Annotated in this window: 18 protein-coding genes; 8 read left to right on the forward strand and 10 right to left on the reverse strand. The window is 68.9% G+C overall.

The window, feature by feature from the left end; translation table 11 throughout:
• Positions 1–3: 3 nt before the first annotated feature.
• Entirely contained in the window at positions 4–1,068 is a 1,065-nt protein-coding gene (locus tag ACFVMC_RS24115; RefSeq protein ID WP_379213699.1) for an SDR family oxidoreductase, read from the reverse strand.
• Positions 1,069–1,168: 100 nt separating this feature from the next.
• Here ACFVMC_RS24115 and ACFVMC_RS24120 point away from each other — a divergent pair, with 100 nt between their 5' ends.
• Positions 1,169–1,789, forward strand: a complete 621-nt coding sequence (locus tag ACFVMC_RS24120) for a TetR/AcrR family transcriptional regulator (protein ID WP_379213701.1) — start codon at positions 1,169–1,171, stop codon at positions 1,787–1,789.
• Here ACFVMC_RS24120 and pucL read toward each other — a convergent pair whose 3' ends face one another.
• Genes pucL through uraD form a run of 3 tightly spaced genes read right to left on the reverse strand, consistent with a single transcriptional unit; the run spans position 1,790 to position 3,513 of the window.
• Positions 1,790–2,695 carry a factor-independent urate hydroxylase gene (gene pucL, locus ACFVMC_RS24125; protein ID WP_379213703.1) on the reverse strand — a complete coding sequence of 302 codons (906 nt, stop codon included), beginning with the start codon at positions 2,693–2,695 and terminating at the stop codon, positions 1,790–1,792. It abuts the gene before it with no gap.
• Between the two features lie 3 nt (positions 2,696–2,698).
• Positions 2,699–3,016, reverse strand: coding sequence for a hydroxyisourate hydrolase (gene uraH / locus ACFVMC_RS24130; RefSeq protein ID WP_379213705.1), 318 nt, complete (start codon positions 3,014–3,016; stop codon positions 2,699–2,701).
• Complete coding sequence (gene uraD / locus ACFVMC_RS24135; protein ID WP_379213707.1) at positions 3,013–3,513, reverse strand: 2-oxo-4-hydroxy-4-carboxy-5-ureidoimidazoline decarboxylase; 501 nt, start codon at positions 3,511–3,513, stop codon at positions 3,013–3,015. The genes uraH and uraD overlap by 4 nt, the downstream gene beginning before the upstream one ends.
• A gap of 371 nt (positions 3,514–3,884) precedes the next feature.
• Between uraD and ACFVMC_RS24140 the strand changes: the two genes are divergently transcribed.
• Together ACFVMC_RS24140 and pnuC are read left to right on the forward strand one after the other, a co-directional pair.
• Positions 3,885–4,934, forward strand: coding sequence for an XdhC family protein (locus tag ACFVMC_RS24140; protein ID WP_379213709.1), 1,050 nt, complete (start codon positions 3,885–3,887; stop codon positions 4,932–4,934).
• 37 nt (positions 4,935–4,971) lie between these two features.
• On the forward strand, positions 4,972–5,682 hold the full coding sequence (gene pnuC / locus ACFVMC_RS24145; protein WP_379213710.1) for a nicotinamide riboside transporter PnuC: 711 nt from the start codon (positions 4,972–4,974) through the stop codon (positions 5,680–5,682).
• Between the two features lie 87 nt (positions 5,683–5,769).
• Here pnuC and ACFVMC_RS24150 read toward each other — a convergent pair whose 3' ends face one another.
• The 5 genes from ACFVMC_RS24150 to ACFVMC_RS24170 all read right to left on the reverse strand — a co-directional run bounded on the left by ACFVMC_RS24150 (position 5,770) and on the right by ACFVMC_RS24170 (position 10,436).
• Positions 5,770–6,561, reverse strand: coding sequence for a DeoR/GlpR family DNA-binding transcription regulator (locus tag ACFVMC_RS24150; protein WP_379213712.1), 792 nt, complete (start codon positions 6,559–6,561; stop codon positions 5,770–5,772).
• 88 nt (positions 6,562–6,649) lie between these two features.
• Positions 6,650–7,294, reverse strand: a complete 645-nt coding sequence (locus ACFVMC_RS24155; protein WP_379213714.1) for a TetR/AcrR family transcriptional regulator — start codon at positions 7,292–7,294, stop codon at positions 6,650–6,652.
• Positions 7,295–7,383: 89 nt separating this feature from the next.
• Positions 7,384–8,250, reverse strand: coding sequence for a carbohydrate ABC transporter permease (locus ACFVMC_RS24160; protein WP_379213716.1), 867 nt, complete (start codon positions 8,248–8,250; stop codon positions 7,384–7,386).
• Entirely contained in the window at positions 8,247–9,143 is an 897-nt protein-coding gene (locus ACFVMC_RS24165) for a carbohydrate ABC transporter permease (protein ID WP_379213718.1), read from the reverse strand. The genes ACFVMC_RS24160 and ACFVMC_RS24165 overlap by 4 nt, the downstream gene beginning before the upstream one ends.
• Positions 9,144–9,185: 42 nt before the next feature.
• A complete protein-coding gene (locus ACFVMC_RS24170) occupies positions 9,186–10,436 on the reverse strand; it encodes an extracellular solute-binding protein (protein ID WP_379213720.1) in 1,251 nt (416 codons plus the stop codon).
• A 157-nt stretch (positions 10,437–10,593) separates the two neighbouring features.
• Between ACFVMC_RS24170 and ACFVMC_RS24175 the strand changes: the two genes are divergently transcribed.
• From ACFVMC_RS24175 to ACFVMC_RS24195, 5 genes are all read left to right on the forward strand, one after another.
• Positions 10,594–11,505 (forward strand): SIS domain-containing protein, encoded by a 912-nt coding sequence (locus tag ACFVMC_RS24175; protein ID WP_379213722.1) that lies wholly within the window; start codon positions 10,594–10,596, stop codon positions 11,503–11,505.
• Between the two features lie 141 nt (positions 11,506–11,646).
• The gene (locus tag ACFVMC_RS24180) at positions 11,647–12,576 is read left to right on the forward strand and encodes an ROK family protein (protein WP_379213724.1); all 930 of its coding nucleotides are present in this window, start codon (positions 11,647–11,649) and stop codon (positions 12,574–12,576) included.
• Between the two features lie 151 nt (positions 12,577–12,727).
• Positions 12,728–13,912 (forward strand): N-acetylglucosamine-6-phosphate deacetylase, encoded by a 1,185-nt coding sequence (locus ACFVMC_RS24185; protein ID WP_379213726.1) that lies wholly within the window; start codon positions 12,728–12,730, stop codon positions 13,910–13,912.
• Entirely contained in the window at positions 13,909–14,856 is a 948-nt protein-coding gene (locus ACFVMC_RS24190; protein WP_379213728.1) for a hexose kinase, read from the forward strand. The genes ACFVMC_RS24185 and ACFVMC_RS24190 overlap by 4 nt, the downstream gene beginning before the upstream one ends.
• Before the next feature lie 19 nt (positions 14,857–14,875).
• The gene (locus ACFVMC_RS24195; protein WP_379213730.1) at positions 14,876–15,700 is read left to right on the forward strand and encodes a class II fructose-bisphosphate aldolase; all 825 of its coding nucleotides are present in this window, start codon (positions 14,876–14,878) and stop codon (positions 15,698–15,700) included.
• Between the two features lie 90 nt (positions 15,701–15,790).
• On the opposite strand, the gene ramB is transcribed toward ACFVMC_RS24195, so the two are convergent.
• Positions 15,791–17,197: an acetate metabolism transcriptional regulator RamB gene (ramB, locus tag ACFVMC_RS24200; RefSeq protein ID WP_379213732.1), complete on the reverse strand. Its 1,407-nt coding sequence runs from the start codon at positions 17,195–17,197 to the stop codon at positions 15,791–15,793.
• Positions 17,198–17,280 lie beyond the last annotated feature (83 nt).

Raw genomic sequence — 17,280 nt, forward strand, 5'->3', positions numbered from 1 at the left:
TCCTTACGCCGCAGCCGGATTCGCGGGCGCGCGGCGCGGGGCGGACACCAGGCCGTGCTGGATCAGGCTCTCCGCGGTGTCCAGGATCGAGTCGCGGACCGGGCGCATGGTCCAGCCCAGCTCGCGGCGCGCCTTCTCGGAGCTGAGCCGCTCCTGGATGCCCAGGGTGGGGACGGTGAGCCGAATGGTCTTGTCGAACAGCGCGATCGTGCGCACCAGCAGATCGGGCAGGACCCGGGTGGGCACGCGGTAGCCGCGCGCGTCGAATTCCGTGGCCAGCGTGCGGCCCAGATCGCGCATCCAGAGGTGCTCCCCCGCCGCGATGTAGCGGTTGCCCGCCGCCTCCGGGACCTCGACGGCCAGGCGGTGCAGCACCGCCAGATCGCGCACGTCGACGGTGGCCCAGCCGACTCGGGGCGAGCCGGGTACGCCGCCGGACAGCAGCATGCGCACCGGTTCGTGCGAGGTGCTGGTGGCCGCGGCGGACTGCACCGGCCCGAGGATCATGCCGGGATTCAGCGCGACCAACTCCAGCCGCTGCTCCGCCGGCAGCGCCGCGACGAAATCCCAGGCGGCGCGCTCGGCGAGGGTCTTGCTCTTCTGATAGGCCCCGCTGTTGGCCACGACCGACCAGTCGGCCTCGGTGCGGACCATGTCGTGCTCGGTGTGACCGTGCGCGACGGCCGCGATCGAGGAGGTGAGCACGACCCGGCGCACGGTGGCGCTGGCGGCGGCCGCGCGCAGCACACGCAGGGTGCCGTCGACGGCCGGGCGGATCAGGTCCTGCTCGTCGCGCGGCGGTGCGGCGGGGAACGGCGACGCGACGTGCAGCACCGCCGCGCAGCCCGCCACCGCCTCCGCCCAGCCGGTGTCGCGGTCGAGGTCGGCGGCGACGAATTCCAGCGCGCCGCCGGTGCGTTCGGCCAGCGCCATCAGGTGCGCTCGCTTGTCCGTCGCGGCCAGATCGCGCACCGTGGCGCGGACCGAATAGCCGTGCTCCAGCAGTTCGGCGATGACCTGTCCGGCAACGAATCCCGTTGCACCAGTTACCAATACTTGCTTGCTCATGTTGCCCCGTTTCGCTTCGCGCGCGCCATCTGAGCGCCGCTCAGATCATTTAAGCACTGTTTAGATTGATCGTCCAGGGGTCGTCGCCTACGCTCGGTTGGTGACGCGGACCAGCTACCACCACGGCGCCCTGCGCGACGCCCTGATCGAGGCCTGCCTGCGCCTGATCGAGACCGAGGGCATCGCGGCCGTGAGCCTGCGCCGCGTGGCCCGGGAGGCGGGCGTCAGCACGGCCGCGCCCTATCACCACTTCGCCGATCGGGCCGCCCTGCTCGCGACCCTGTCCGCCAACGGCTTCGAACGCCTCGGCGCGGAACTCACCGCCGCGCGCGCGGCCGCCGACTCACCCCTGGCCGCGGTGGTCGCGCTCGGCGAGACCTACGTGCGCTTCTCCCGCGAACAGCCCGCCTACTTCCGGCTGATGTTCCGCCCGGAACTGTCCCAGCCCGACAAGCACCCGACCGCGATGGCGGCGGGCGAAGCCGCGTTCGGCGTACTCGCCGACGCGGTCGCCGACTGCGTGGCCGCCGGGCTGATCGAACCCGAACGCGCGGACACCGTCACCATCGCGTGGTGGGGCATCGCGCACGGACTGGCCTCGCTCTGGCTGGACGGTCAGCTGGCCAAACGCGCCGGCCTCATGCACACCACCGCACCGGAGCTGGTGCAGAACATCATCCAGGCCTGCTCGGCATTGCTGGGGCCGCGGCCGCACACGTGATCACGCGGTCCAGGCGGGCCCCGGATCGGGCGCGTCCGCGCGCGCCACGGTGGCGTGGATCAGGCCGTAGGGGCGATCGTCGGCGTGGTAGACCTCGCCCCGGTTCACCAGGCCGAACCGGCCCAGGTCATAGTCGAAATGGTGCTTGTTGGGAGCCGCGAGACGCACCTCGGCCAGATACGGGAACGACTCCAGCGCGGCCTTACCCATCTCGAACAAGGTCTGCTGCAACGCTTTCGAGTACTGGGTCGCGAAGACCTCGATCAGGCACTGCCGAATACCGGTGTAGGCGGCATCCCAGTCGATGCCGTCGACGGTGGCGAAACGCCACTGCGCGACCAGGGAAGTCGCGAGCATCCGATCGGATGTCGGCTCCAGCACGGTGAACTCGTCGACCAGGAAGTCCGCGAACTCCGAACCGGTCGACTTCAGCAGCACCAGATCCGCGACACCGCCGATCACCCAGGCGCGCTGCGCGGCCCCCTCCCCCGCCACGGTGACGGTCGCGGTGCGCACGTCCGGGCCGCGCCGGGTCCAAGTGTGCTCATGCGGTACTCCGTCGACCGAAACCCGCTGCCAGGCATACTCTTCGACCTCGATGCGGGCGCTGTCCACCGGCTCGGTCCGATCGACGAAGTGCCGGGCCAGGGCCAGCGCGTACTCCTCGATCGGTTGCAGCCCGGTGATCTTCGCGTAGGCGTAGGCGGTCTGCTTCTGGGTGTCGGTCGGCAGCACCTCGGACTGGTCACCCACGGTATAGGCCGCCGCGAAATCACCGCGCAGCACGGTGGAGACGTTCACGTCGCGGATCTCGTGCCGCGCGCTGTCGCGGTAGACCCGTACGATGCGGTTCTCGGCCTTGCCGTATCGGTTGTCCGACAGCACGATCGGCCCGGTCAGCTCCATGGCTCAGCTCCCTCGGTAGGTGGAGTACGCGAACGGCGACAGCAGCAGCGGGACGTGGTAGTGCCGCTCGCCGGTGACGGCGAACGCGAGCACGACCTCGGGATAGAAGGTCTGCACCCCCTGCGCCGCGAAGTAACCGCCGGTGTCGAAGACCAGCCGATATGTGCCGGGCCCGAGTGCCGGGCCGAGCGCGCCGATCCGGCCGTCGGTGTCGGTGACCGCCGCGGCCAGCTGCTCGGCGCCGTCGTAGAGCGCCACCGCGATGCCGGCGGCGGGGACGCCACGCACCGCGTCCAGCACGTGGGTGCTGAGCGTGCTCATGCGCTACCGCCCAGCAAGCCGGCCAGCCGGAGCCGATTGATCTTCGCCAATTCGGTACGCATGACCTGCCTTTCGGTGACTGGATCGTTGCCGAGCCGGGCGGTGAGTAGCGCGAGCAGTTCGGCGCCGGACTTTCCGGTCGCGCAGACCAGATAGCGATAGCCGAACTGCCGCTCGTAGGCGCGGTTCCCGTCCTCCAGCGCCGCACGCACAGACGCGTCCGCGCCGGCGACCCCGGCCTGTTCCCGGGCCGAGCGCGCCGAATCGGTGTGCGCGCCGATCCGCGGATGACCCGCGAGCGCCTGCACGATCTGCGATTCCGACAGCGCCGCCGAAGCCGCGTCGGAGGCGGCAAACAATTCGTCATCGGTCGAAAATGGCCGGGCCGCCAGCACCGCGCGCGCCCATTCCGGCGCGGAGCAACAAGAAAGCAAAGCCTGTTCGGCCGCCGATTCCGGCAGCGCGTTCAGACCCGCGAGACCGCTTTCGTCTGTCATCGCTTCAGCATCGGCCACGACCTGCCGCTTCGCCAGCCGACAGGCCCCGGATCACACCCGGCGAGTTTCACAACATCGCGTAAATGTTTCGTTATTCGGTAACCCTCCGGCAAGGACACCACGACTACCGTGTGCGCATGGCCGCGTCCTTTTCCCCGGACGGCGCTGTGTCACACACCACAGCCCGGCGCTCGATTGTGCTCGCGCACAACGACTCGACCTCGTTATCCGAGGAATGGGTCGCAGTTTCAGGGGCCGACACCTATTCGTGCGATCGAGAAGATATGGTGTGCGTCACGTGCGACGATTTGGCGACGGGAATGGATCGAGATTTCCCGGCAGCGGACGCATGGGTGGATCGGAGCTAGACAATGCGCGACATCGTCGATGACCTATTGCGGGTGTGGCACTCCGGGCGAACCGGGGGCTTGGCCACCATCGTCCGGACCGTGGGATCCGGGCCGCTGACCGTCGGCACAGCCATGCTGGTGGACGCCAACGGCGCGGTGTACGGCTCGATGCTCGGCGGCACCGTCGAGCGCACCGTGCACCAGGCCGCGGTCGAGGCGGCGCGCACCGGCGCCCGCGGCATGCACCGGTTCGGGGTGCCCGCCGGCGAGGCAGGCACCGGCACCGGCGGCATGGTGGATGTGTTCGTGGAACCGTTCTCCCGCCACGACTTTCCCGAGTTCCCCACCATCGCGGCCGAGATCGCGGCGCACCGCCGGGTCACGCTGTTCACCGTGGTGTGGAACCCCGATCCGGATCTGATCGGCCAGCACCTGATCACCGGGAAGCGGCACAACACCGAACTGGTGGCACTGCCGGACTCGGATCTGTTCGTCGCGTCCTTCGCGCCGCCGCCGCGCCTGATCATCTTCGGCGCCAACGCCACCGCCGGTGCGCTGACCACGCAGGCGCGGCTGCTCGGCTACCGGGTGACCATCTGCGACGCTCGCGAAACCCTCGCCACCCCCGAGGCTTTCCCGGGCGCCGAGGTCGTGGTGGACTGGCCGCATCGGTACCTGAACGCGCAGGCCGCGGCCGGCGCGATCGATTCCAGCACGGCCGTGGTCGTGCTCTCCGGCGATCCGAAGTTCGAGGTGCCGCTGCTGACCGTCGCCTTACGACTACCCGAGCTCGGCTACCTCGCGGCGGAAGGCTCCTGGGCCGCGCACACGCGCCGCATGGAGGATCTGCGCGCGGGCGGCTTCGACGAACAGACCCTGGCCACCATGCACTCCCCCGCGGGCCTGGATCTGGGCGCGCGGACCGCGGGCGAGCAGGCGCTGTCGATCGCCGCCGAACTGCTGGCCGCGCGCTCGGGCCGGACCGGGCACAGCCGCTCACCGCGCTCGGCACCGTCGACCGATCACCGCGCCTTCGACACCGCCGAGCAGGCGTTCATCACCGCCCTGTAGCCGGAACACCGGCGCCACCCTGGTAGTTGTACGTCGGGTGAACCCGATATACGCGCTGCTGGACGCCAAACTGCATATCGCGGGCTCGGAGATCCTGTGGCGCGAGGTCATCGGCAACGGGTTCGGCCTGGCCTCCGCGATCGGCGGCATGCGTCGGCGGGTCTGGGCCTGGCCGGTCGGCATCGCGGGCAACACCCTGCTGTTCACGGTGTTCGTCGGCGGCGTCTTCAATACGCCGCAGCAGCTGAACATGGCGGGCCAGGCCGGGCGTCAGCTCATGTTCGTCGCGGTCAGCGTGTTCGGCTGGTATCAGTGGTACCGCCATTCCCGGGAGACCGGGCTCGAGCATCGCGGCGTCGATCCACGCTGGGCCAGCACACGCGAACGCTGGTTCCTGGTGGCCGCACTGCTGCTCGGCACCGTGGTGTTCTCGCAGCTGTTCGAGTGGCTCGGCTCCTACGGCCCCTGGGCCGAGGCATGGATCTTCACCGGATCGGTCCTGGCGACCTACGGTATGGCGCGCGGCTTGGCGGAGTTCTGGTTGATCTGGATCGCGGTCGACATCGTCGGTGTCCCGCTGCTGCTGAAGGCCGGCTACTACCCCTCGGCCGTGCTGTACATCGTCTACGCCGGATTCGTCGCGTGGGGCTTCGTGGTCTGGGCCCGCACGGCGCGGGAAGACACCGCTGTCAGCGACCCGGCGGCGCGGTGGGCGGCGACTGCTGGACCGGATGGCCGCCAACCCTGATGGCGCCGACGACGAAGCGGTCGTGAACGCCATGTGGGCGGACGGGCGACGACCGATCCGTAACCACGGGCTGGACGAATCCGCTCCCTAGACCAGATCGACCCGGACCCCGGCGGCGCGGATCTGCGCCACCGCGGCGGGGTCCGCGTCGGTGTCGGTGACCAGCACGTGCACCTGTTCGATCCCGCAGATCCGGGCCAGCGCCGTGCGCTCCAGCTTGTCCGCGGTGGCCACCACCAGGACGTGCCGGGAGCGACGCACCATCTCGGTGGTGACACCGGCCTCGTCGAGGTGGCGGCACTGTGCGCCGCCATCCGCGGTGATCGCGTTGACGCCGAGAATCAGGGCGTCCAGGCGCAATTCGGCCAGGGCGCGCTCGGCCAGCGGGCCGTGCAGCTCATAGGATTCGCGCCGCGCCACCCCGCCCAGGCAGATGGTCCGCAGGTGCGGGCGCAGCACCATCTCACCGGCGATGTTCAGGGCGTTGGTGACGATGGTGAGCTGGTCGCCGCCCGCCTCGGCCAGGTCGGTTCGCCCCGCCAGCGCGCGGGCCACCGCCGTGGTCGTGGTGCCGCCGTTGATGCCGACCACCGAGGAGGCTTCGATCAGACCCGCGGCGTGCTCGGCGATGCGCTGTTTGGCTTCGCCGCCGGTCTGCCGATAGCGGGCGGGCAGGTCGTAGGCCACCGAGGTGGCGACCACGCCGCCGTGGGTCCGGGTGGCCAGCTGCTGTTCGGCGAGCGCGGTGAAATCGCGGCGCACGGTGGCCAGGGAGACGCCGAGGCGTTCGGCGGCTTCCTCGACCGAGAGCCGGCCCGATTCGGCCAGCAGTTCCAGGAGCCGGTTCCAGCGCTGTGGGCGATCGGTCGGCCCGGTCATCGCGCACCGCCGCGCGGTGACGGCGTCTGCTGTTGCACGTACTCCATCTGATCACATGCCGCGACGGCGACCGCGCGGGGCGGCGGGCTCAGCCCGAACCCAGCGGGCCGTCGACGAAAAACGCTATCTCCGAGCAGATCTCGTCCAGCGAGAGCGCGGCGCCGGGCGTGGTCGACTGCACCAGCTCCTGCGCCAGCGCCTGCACCGAGCCGATCACGGCCAAGGCGAACAGGTCGAAACGCCGGGGTTTGATCTCGCCCCGCTCGGCCGCGCGGTCCGCCTCGCCGATCAGCAGGGCCGCCAGCAGCCGCCGCTGCTCGCGGCGCCACTGCTCGACCGTCGGGCCGACCCCGACCACCTCGACATGCAGCACCCGCGCCGAGCGCAGATCGGCGCAGGTCGCCGTGAGATACGCCCGGAAGACGGCCAGCAGCCGGACCGGCAGCGCCGCGTCCCGCGCGCGATCCAGCGCGGCCACCGCCTGTTCCACCGCGGCCGCGGAGATCCGATTGACCAGCGCGATCAACAGGGCCTCGCGGCTGCCCATGTCCTCGTAGAAACTGCGGGTCGACACATTCGCCACCGCGCACAGCCGCTCGATCGAGGTGGCGGCGTACCCCTGGGTGCCGAACAGTTCCAGCGCGGCTTCGATCAGCCGATTCCGCCGCTGGGCCACCCGCTGGGCTCTGGAGAGTCCAGCGTAGGTGCGTCCAACCCTCGGGTCCCCGGCCACGCTTCGATACTACCGTGTGGAAGCACCCTGACAGGCGGGCGGACACGAGGTTGACCGCTGATACTCCCTTGCGCGACAACATGTCTGGATTACTTCACGCTACCGGCTGTGAGACCGGCGACCAGCCGCTTCTCGATCACCGCGAACAGGATCACCACCGGGATGATGCCGACCGTGGAGATGGCGAACACGTAATGCCATGCGGTGTCGTACTGTCCGACGAACTTGGTCAGCGCGACCGACAGCGGCTGGTTCTCCGGAGTCGTCAAAACCACCAGGCTGGCGGCGAATTCGTTCCAGCAGGCGACGACGGTGAAGATGGTCGCGGTGACGATGCCCGGCCAGACCAGCGGCAGGCTGACCTTGGTCAGGATCTGCCAGCGGTTCAGCCCGTCCAACTGGGCGGCCTCCTCGATCTCCACCGGGACCGAGGCGAAGAAGCTGTGCAGGATCCACACCGCGAAGGACAGATTGAACGCCGCGTTGACCAGGATCATGGCCAGCCAGGTGTCGTTGATGCCGAGCGCGAAGAACTCCCGGATCAGGCCGGTCACCAGTACCGTCGGCTGCATCATCTGGGTGATCAGCACCAGCCCGAGGAAGACGGCCCGGCCCGGAAACCGCCGCCGCGCGGTGTAATACGCGGCCGGGATGGCGACCGCGAGCACCAGCACGGTGGCGCAGGCCGAGATGATCACGGTGCTGGCCAGATTGAACGGCAGCGGCGTTTCCGGGGTGTCCCACATGGTGGAGTAGTTGTCCGGATGCCAGGACTCGGGCAGATAGGTCGGCGGGATGCGCAGCATTTCGGCCGCGCTCTTGAGCGAGCCGAGCACCATCACCACGAACGGCAGCAGGAATCCGGCGGCGATGAGCACACCGATCACCGTCAATCCCCAGCGCCGGCGCGGCGGCTTGGACACCACTGCGGGCTGCTCGATTACCGAGTCGGTCACGCGTCGACCTCCCGCGTCGGCTTGATCACCCGCACGTAGATCGCGATGATCACCATGATCAGCACGAAGTTGAGCACGCTCATCGCGGCGGCCGTGTCCAACTGCTGATTCTGCTGAATCAGCTTGAAGGTCAGGGTGGTCGTGGTGTCCGCGCCGAAACCCGCGATGCTGCCGGTCAGCACCTTCAGGATCGGCAGGGAATTGAAGGCGTTGATGATATTGATGATGGTGGCCACCGCGATGGCCGGACGCAGTTGCGGCAGCAGGAGATACCAGTAGCGCTGCCACGCGCTCGCGCCGTCGACCCGGCCCGCTTCCACGATCTCCGACGGAATCGATTGCAGCCCGGCCAGAATCGTATACGTGGTGAACGGGATCGAGACGAAGACGCCGACCACGATCGCGACGACGAACGCCTGCGTCGGCTGCTTGGTGAAGCCGTAGCCGCGATCCAGCAGCCCGATGTCGACCAGGAAGCGGTTGGCGATACCGACATCCGGATCGAGCATGTAGTAGAAGATCGTCGTGGTCATCACCACCGACGCCGCCCACGGCACCAGGATCGCCATCCGCACCGCGGTGCGGCCGGGGAACTGCTTGTTCAGGAACTGGGCCAGCGCCGCCGAAAGCACCAGGGTGATGCCGACGACCGCCACCACCCACACCACGGTGTGCCCGAGCACCGAGCCCAGTTCCGAGATCTCGAACAGCGTGCGGTAGTTGCCCAGCCCGGCCGGGCCCCGGTCCTGGCCGTACTGGCTCAGGTCCCGGGTACTCGTCCACAGCATGTAGCCGATCGGGAAGGCGACGACGGCGGCGATGAGCAGCAGGGTCGGGCCGATCCAGGGCAGTGCGCCCAGAGCCTGCCGCACCCGCGAACTACGTGTACTCACAACCACTTACCCTCCACACCACACCGAGCAACATCCACACGACTAGTTCGCGGCCTGCTGAATCTTGGTCAGCACCGCGGCCGGATCCGCGCCCTGGGCGATGGTGCCCATCTGCTGCCGGATCGCGCCCTGGGCCGGACCCCACTTCGGGTTGTTGCTCGGGTAGAACCGCGCCACCGGCAGGGTCGCCGCGAACGCCTTGGTCACCGGATCGTCGGCCAGCTTCGCCGCGCCGCTGTTGGTGATCGGGATGAACCCTTCCTTCTGCACGAAGCCGGAATAGACATCGGCCGAGTAGAAGAAGTCGACGAACTTCTTGATCGTCGCCGCCTTCTTACCGTCCTTCTTGAACGCCATCAGGTGATCGGCGACGCCGAGGGTCACCGGCGATCCCGTTTTGGTGGGCGAGGGCGCGGTCGCGTACTTCAGGGCCGCGTTCTTGGTCTGGATCTGGCCGATGGTCGGCGGCAGGCCCTCGATCATGCCGATCTTGCCCTGGATGAAGGCGTTGATCACGTCCTTGCGATCGGTCGCCCCCGGATTCGGCTGGGTCACACCGGCATCCACGAGTGCGCGCATGGCCTGCACGCCCTCCAGGTTGGCCGGGGTGTCGACGGTGATCTTGTCGCCTTCGGCCCAGGCGCCGCCCGCGCCGAAGGTCCAGATCGAGGTCTCGCCCTGGGCTTCCTCGCTGCCCAGCGGCAGGCCGTAGCCGGAGATGCCCTCGCCGAGCGCCTGGATCTTCTTGGCGGCGTCGGTCAGTTCGGCCCAGGTCTTGGGCGGGGTGGCCACGCCCGCGCGCTGGAACAGTTCGGTGTTGTAGAACAGGGTGCGGGTGGAGGCGAACAGCGGCAGGGCGAACTGGGTGCCGTTGAGCGAGGCGTTCTTGGCGAAGCCCGGCTGGATGTCGGACAGCGTTGCGGGCGAGGCGATCTCGGAGGCGGGGAAGAGCATGTCGTCACCGGCGAAGCTGGCGTACGCATCGACATTGAGCAGGTCCGGGGTGGTCGACTTGTCCTGCAACTTGGTGCGGATCACGTCGTTGATCGTGTCCCAGGACTCCATCTGAAGGTTCACCGTGATGTCGGGGTTCTTGGCCTTGAACGCGGCGATGATGCCGTCCCACAGGGCTTTCGTGCCGTTGGCGCCGTCACTGTAGGTGGGGGCGAGGAAGTTGATGGTGGTATCGGAGTCGGCCTTGTCGTCGCCGCCGAACCCGCAGGACGAAACGGCCAGCGCGACGCCGGTGGACATCGCTATCCCCGCGAGCAATCCACGGAATGTTCTTTTCACGAGCAGAACCTTTCAAATTCGCACCCGGCACAGGCCGGACCGCCGATGATGGGAGCAACCCACCGTCTTGCGGATAATGTAGCGCCATGCGTGATCGTATGTGACTGATTTGGTTGTAAAGTTGACATGAACGATCACACGGGGTGATTCTGATGGAGTGCCTGCCTCCGCTCACACCTCCGCCACCCACCTCGCCGCCGAGGTCTCCAGCCAGCCCGACAACTGGGCGCACGCCGCCACCGTTGCCGCGGAACACCGCGCCGTGCTGCCGCGATCCGGCGAACGCGTCGCCGTCGTCGGATGTGGCACCTCCCTGTTCATGTCCCGCGCCATCGCGGCACTGCGCGAGGACGCCGGCCAGGGGCTCACCGACGCCTGGCCGGCCAGTGGGCTGCGGCTGGACCGCGACTACGACCGCTACCTGTTCATCTGCCGCTCCGGCACCACCACCGAGGTGGTGCGCGCGATGGAACAGGTGCCCGCGCACATCCCGCGCACCGTCGTGTGCAGCAGCCCCGGCACGCCCGTGCTCGAACTCGGCGATGCCATCCTGATCGACGAGATCGACGAAAAGTCGGTGGTGCAAACCCGATTCGCGACCACGACGCTGGCCATCGCGCGCTGGCACCTCGGCGAGGACCTGACGCCGGTCATCGCCCAGGCCCGCGGCGTGCTCGCCGAGAACCCGGCCGAATCACTGGCCGCCGTGCGCCACGCCGAGCAGATCAGCTTCGTCGGCATGGGCTTCGGCGCCGCGCTCGCCGACGAGGCCGGTCTGAAACTGCGCGAATCCTGCCAGGCCTGGACCGAGGGCTACCTGGCCACCGAATACCGGCACGGACCGATCAGCATCGCCGCGCCCGGGCGCGCGGTCTGGGCGTTCGGCGCACTGGAGCCCGGGTTCGCCGCGGATATCGCGGTCACCGGCGCGCACCTCGAACACCGCGCGATCGATCCGATGGCCGAACTGGTGCGCGTCCAGCAGCTGTGCCTGCTGCGGGCGGCCGACCTGGGGTTGGACGCCGACCATCCGCGCAACCTCAACCGCTCGATCATCCTGGACCAGTAACCGGAGCCGGCCCACGTCCCGCCCACACCCCGGAAAGCCGATATCGCAGTGCGCCAGCAGCCACCACACGACCTCCAGAAGCCGACACCACGGTCGCACCGGCCATCGCCCGGCATCTGCTCGGCGCGTAACGTCAGCGAGGTGTCCGCGGCTGCCCCGGTACCCGACAATGCGCTGGTCCTCGCGCTGGACGTCGGCGGGACCACCATGAAGGGCGAGGTCACCGACGTCACCGGAAAGGTGCTGGCCGTCGGGGTACGGTCCACACCGCAGAGCGAGGCGGCGTTCGACGCCATGGGCGAGCTGGGCGACCAGCTGCTCGCAGAACTCACCGCCACACAGCGCGGTCGGGTGGCCAGAGCCTCGGTGGTCATGCCCGGCATCATCGACGTGGAGCGTTCGATCGCGGTGTTCAGCGCCAATATCGGCTGGCGGGATGTGCACATCGGCGATCGCTTCGACACGCGCTGGAACATACCGGTGCTGATCGAACACGATGTGGCCGTGGCGGGTTGGGCCGAGTGGCGGTTCGGGGCAGGACGGGGTTGCGACGATGTGTGCGTGGTCATCCTGGGGACCGGGATCAGCGGAACCCTGTCCGTCGGAGGGCGATTGGTGCGCGGGGGCATCGGCCAGACCGGCGAGTACGGCCATATCTCGGTGCGGCACGACAACGGCCTCCGCTGTGCGTGCGGCAATATCGGCTGCGTCGAAACGGTAGCGTCCGGCGCGGCCATGGCCCGCGCCTACACCGCGCGCACCGGCGAAACCGTCAGCACCGCCGATCTTTTCAGTCGCGAGGATGATCCGGATGCCAAGGCCGTGCTCGCCGATGCGGTCGACGCGCTGGCCGACGGCCTGGTCGGCATCGTGCACGCCACCTGTCCCGAACTGATCGTGCTGGGCGGCGGCGTCGCCGGCGCGGGGGCGGCCCTGACCGAGCCGTTGCACCACGCGCTGACTGAACGGCTGCGCCTGGTCCCCGCACCCGCCGTCGTCGTCGGCGAATTCGGCGCACGCGCCGGGCTGACCGGCGCCGCCCTGTTCGCCCGCCACGGAGCCCTGACATGAGCGCGCAGCTGCCCACGCGAGCAGCCCTCCAGGCCGGTCCGATTCAGCGCGGTGTGCGTCCGGGAACCACTCGATCCGAATGCCGCCGGTGGCCGGCATCCCGCGAATTGCGCACCGGTTCCACCTCGGTCACCGGGCAGGCAGTACGTCGATGAGCGACCGAGCGGAGCGGACCGTGTCGACCGCCATGGGCCGACCGGAGATCCACGTACGCGGCCGGCTGGTCTCGGATGCGCAGATGCTCGACGACGGCGTGATCACCGTTGCGGGCGACCGCATCACAGATGTCCGGCCGTTCACGGAATGGGCTGTGGCGCACCCCGATTCGGAGCGGCCCGAATACGCCGGGACGGTACTGCCCGGCCTGGTGGACATCCACAATCACGGCGGTTACGGGCACCGGTTCGATACGGTCGATGCCGCCGAGGCCGACGCGGCGGCCCGGTTCCATCATTCGCGCGGATCGACCACCGTGCTGGCCAGTGTTGTCACCGGCGCGGCGGAAGACATGGTGGCGCAGGTCGCGACGTTGCGGAGGCTGGCCGAGGACGGGGTGATCGGCGGGATCCATGCCGAGGGGCCCTTCCTGGCGGCCGCCCGGTGCGGGGCGCAGGATCCGCGCTTCCTGCGCGATCCGGATTCCGAGCTGACGAAACAGCTGGTGGCGGCCGGTGGCGGGCACCTGCGGGTGATGACAATCGCGCCCGAGCTGCCCGGTTATGCCGCAGTGGCGCAACAGCTTTGCGACAGCGGCGTGGTCGTGGCACTCGGTCACACCGACACCGATTTTCCAGGTTTTCAGAATGCGCTGCACCCCAGGGGATCAGGCGCCCTCGTCACCCATCTGGCCAATGGCATGCCGCCGCTGCACCACCGGTCCGGCGGCCCGGTGGCCGCCGCGCTGGTGGCCGCCGGGGTGACCGTGGAGCTGATCGGCGACGCCGTCCATGTCGATGCGGGCTTCGCCGCGCTGGTTTTCGCGGCCGCCCCCGGACGTGTGGCATTGATCACAGACGCGATGCAGGCGGCGGGCATGCCGGACGGTGAATACCGGCTCGGACCACAGACCGTGCGGGTGGCCGACGGCGTCGCCCGGGTGCCGAGCGGATCGATCGCGGGGGGAACATCCACCCTGCTGCGATGCGTGTCGTGGGCCGTGACCGCCTGCGGCGTGCCACTGCGCGAGGCGGTACGCGCCGCCACCACCGTGCCCGCGACCGCCGCGGGGCTGGCCGAAGTCGGTGACCTGCGCCCCGGCTGGTTCGCCGATCTGGTGATAGCCGATGACAATCTGCACTTGCGCCGGGTGCTCAGACGTGGACAGTGGTTGTCGTGATCCTCACCGTGACAATGAATCCCGCCTACGACATGACCTATCGCGTGGAGCGTTTCGAACGTGGCCAGGCCCACCGCGTGCGCTCGGTCGAACAGCGCATCGGTGGCAAGGGAATCAATGTCACCAGAGTGCTCAACCAGCTCGGAAAGTACGCCAGAGCAACCGGTTTCGCCGACCACGCGTTCGCCGCCGCGGCCGAGCTGGAGATGCCGGTCGACTTCGTGCACGCGCTGCCCTGGGTGCGCCGCACGGTGGTGATCAGCGAATCCGACGACGGCACCGCCACCGCCCTGTGGGAACCCGGCGCCCGCGTCTCCAATCCGCATGCGGCCGAACAACTCACCATCCGGGTGGCCGGGCTGCTGCCCGATATCAACGGCCTGGTCATCTCCGGTTCGCTACCCGGCGGGATCGATCCCGGGCTGCCCGCCGAGATCGCCCGGATCGCGGTCGAGGCCGGAGTCCCGGCCATCTGCGATGTCGACGGCGAGGCGCTGCGCCTGGCCGCCGAGGTTCCCGGCGTGGTCCTCATGCCCAATACCGAAGAGCTGGAACGGCTTACCGGCCTGGTGCCGGTCACCCCCGACGAAGTGGTGCAGGCCGTGCGGCCGCTGCTGGACAGCGGCGTCGGCGCCGTCGTCGCCACCCGCGGCGCCGCGGGCATGATCGCGATCACCCCGGAGGGGGCGTGGCTGGCCGAGCTACCCGAGGTGCTGGCCGGAAATCCCACGGGCGCGGGCGATTCCGCCGCGGCCGCGGTCATCGCCGCACTGTCCGAACGCGGCGCGCCGGACTGGCCCGCCATCCTGGCCGACGCCGTCGCCACCTCCGCGGCCGCCGTCGTCATCCCGGTCGCCGGCGAGATCGACCGCTGCCTGCGCACCCGAATCGCCCCGACCGTCGTGGTCGAGAAACTCACCACGTCCCAGCCGACCACCGCCTGACCCGAGGAGTTCCACCCCCATGCCGTTGACGCCCGTTCCCGAGCTGATCGCCGCCGCCCGTCCCGGCGGCCTGGGCGCGTTCAACGTCATCACCCTGGAGCACGCCGAAGCCATCGCCACCGGCGCCGAGGCGACGAATCGCCCTGCGCTGCTCCAGATCTCGGAGAACACCGTCGACTACCACGGCGGCTTGGCGCCGCTGGCCCTGGCCTGCCTGCGGATCGCGGCCGACAGCTCCGCGCCGCTGGCGGTGCACCTGGATCACGCCACGTCGTTCGAATTGATCGCCGCCGCCGCCGAACTGGGCATCACCTCGGTCATGTACGACGGCTCCACCGCCGACTATGCCGCGAATGTCGCCGCTACCGCCGAGATCGCCGCCTGGTGCCACGCCCGCGATGTGTTCGTGGAGGCCGAGCTGGGCGAGGTGGGCGGTAAGGACGGCGCGCACGCGCCCGGGGTCCGCACCGACCCCGCCGAGGCCGCCGACTTCGCTGCCGCCACCGCCGTCGACGCCCTGGCCGTCGCCGTCGGATCCTCGCACGCCATGCACACCCGCACCGCCGAACTCGACAACGACCTGATCACCCGGCTCGCGGCAAAAGTGCCTGTCCCCCTGGTCCTGCACGGCTCCTCCGGCGTGCCCGACGCCGGCTTGCGCGCCGCCGTGGCGCACGGCATCACCAAGATCAATCTGGCCACCCGCCTGAATATCGAGGCCACCGCCGCCGTGCGCGACGCACTCACCCCCACCGTGTCCGACCCCCGCAAGTACCTCGGCCCCGCCCGCGCCGCTATCCACCGGGAGGTCGTCCACCTCCTGCGCCTGCTCGCCGCCGAGTAGGAAACCGGCTCCGATAAGACATACCGAGCCACAGCTCGGCCATCGTGCTGAAACGGCCTACTCGCTACCCGAGACTTCCGACGATCGCGTCTACTTGAGGACGTACGGCGACACCGAACTGCGATGTTCGGAGATGTCGAGCACCTTGCCCAGCGGCGGGAAGGCGCGCTGCGGACAGTTGGTGCGCTCACAGACGCGGCAGCCCGCACCGATCAGGGTGGGCGCGGCCTCGTCGAGGTCGATGCCATCGGCATAGACGACGCGACCGGCGTGGCGCAGTTCGCAGCCCAGGCCGATGGCGAAGGTCTTGCCGGGCTGCCCGTAGCGGGTGGCGCGCCGTTCGACGGTGCGCGCGACCCAGAGATATTTGCGGCCGTCGGGCATCTGCGCGATCTGGGTCATGATCTTGCCGGGATAGGCGAAGGTCTCGTAGACGTTCCACAGCGGGCAGGTACCGCCGCTGGAGGAGAAGTGGAAACCGGTGGCGGACTGGCGTTTCGACATATTGCCCGCTCTGTCCACCCGGACGAAGGAGAACGGGACACCGCGCAGCTTCGGTCTCTGCAAGGTCGAAAGCCGGTGGCAGATGGTCTCGTAACTCTGGGTGAAGAAGGCCGAGAGCCGTTCGATGTCGTAGCGGAAGTCCTCGGCGACCTCGTGGAAATGCGTATAGGGCAGCACGGTCGCGGCCGCGAAGTAGTTGGCCAGTCCGAGCATGGCCAGTTTACGGGAGTCCTCGGTCGCGAAATTGCCCTCCTCGACCAGCTTTTCGAGCAGCGCGCCGCATTCGAAATAGGCGAGCTCGGCGGCGAGTTTGAAGGTGCGCTGGCCGCCGGACAGGTGCGGCGCGATCTCGAGCACCTGGGCGTGCGGGTCGTAGCGGTGCAGCACGCCCTCGCCGAGATCGATCCGCTCCACGATCCGCACGCCGTGATCGCGCAGCAGCCGGGCGATCTCGCGGTTCACGTCGCCGCCGTGGAAACGGATGCGATCGGTGAGTTTCTCTGCGGCCGTGTCTAATTCGTGGATGTAGTTCTGCCGCTGGTAGAAGAAGTCGCGGACTTCCTCGTGCGGTTTGCTGATCGCGGCGGTTCCGGAGCCGTCGGCGAAGCGGTCCTCGGTAGCGGCGGCCAGCTGGGCGCTGGTGTTGCGATACCGGTTGTGCATGTTCACCAGGGCGCGCGCCATGCTCGGGTGCGCGGAGACCATATCGGCGATCTCCTGGGTGTCGGCCTCGATGCCGAGTTCGGCGTCCATCACGACCTCCTGGAGCTCGGCGATCAGCCGGGTGTCGTCCTGGGAGGAGAAGAAGGTGGCGTCGACGCCGAACACTTCGCTGATCTTGAGCAGCACCGGCACGGTCAGCGGGCGCACGTCGTGCTCGATCTGGTTGAGGTAACTCGCCGAGATCTCCAGCTTGGTGGCGAGTGAGACCTGGCTCAGTCCCCGCTCGGTGCGCAGCTGTCGCAGGCGCGCCCCGACGTAAGTCTTGGCCATATGTCCAGTTTAGGCGCCGTTTCGCACCGCTGCCAATCCGGAATTAACAGTGGAGCCGAACCGGATATGTCCGAGGGTCGCGC

The sequence above is a fragment of the Nocardia sp. NPDC127579 genome (genome assembly GCF_042672005.1).
In the GTDB taxonomy this organism is placed as follows: Bacteria; Actinomycetota; Actinomycetes; order Mycobacteriales; family Mycobacteriaceae; genus Nocardia.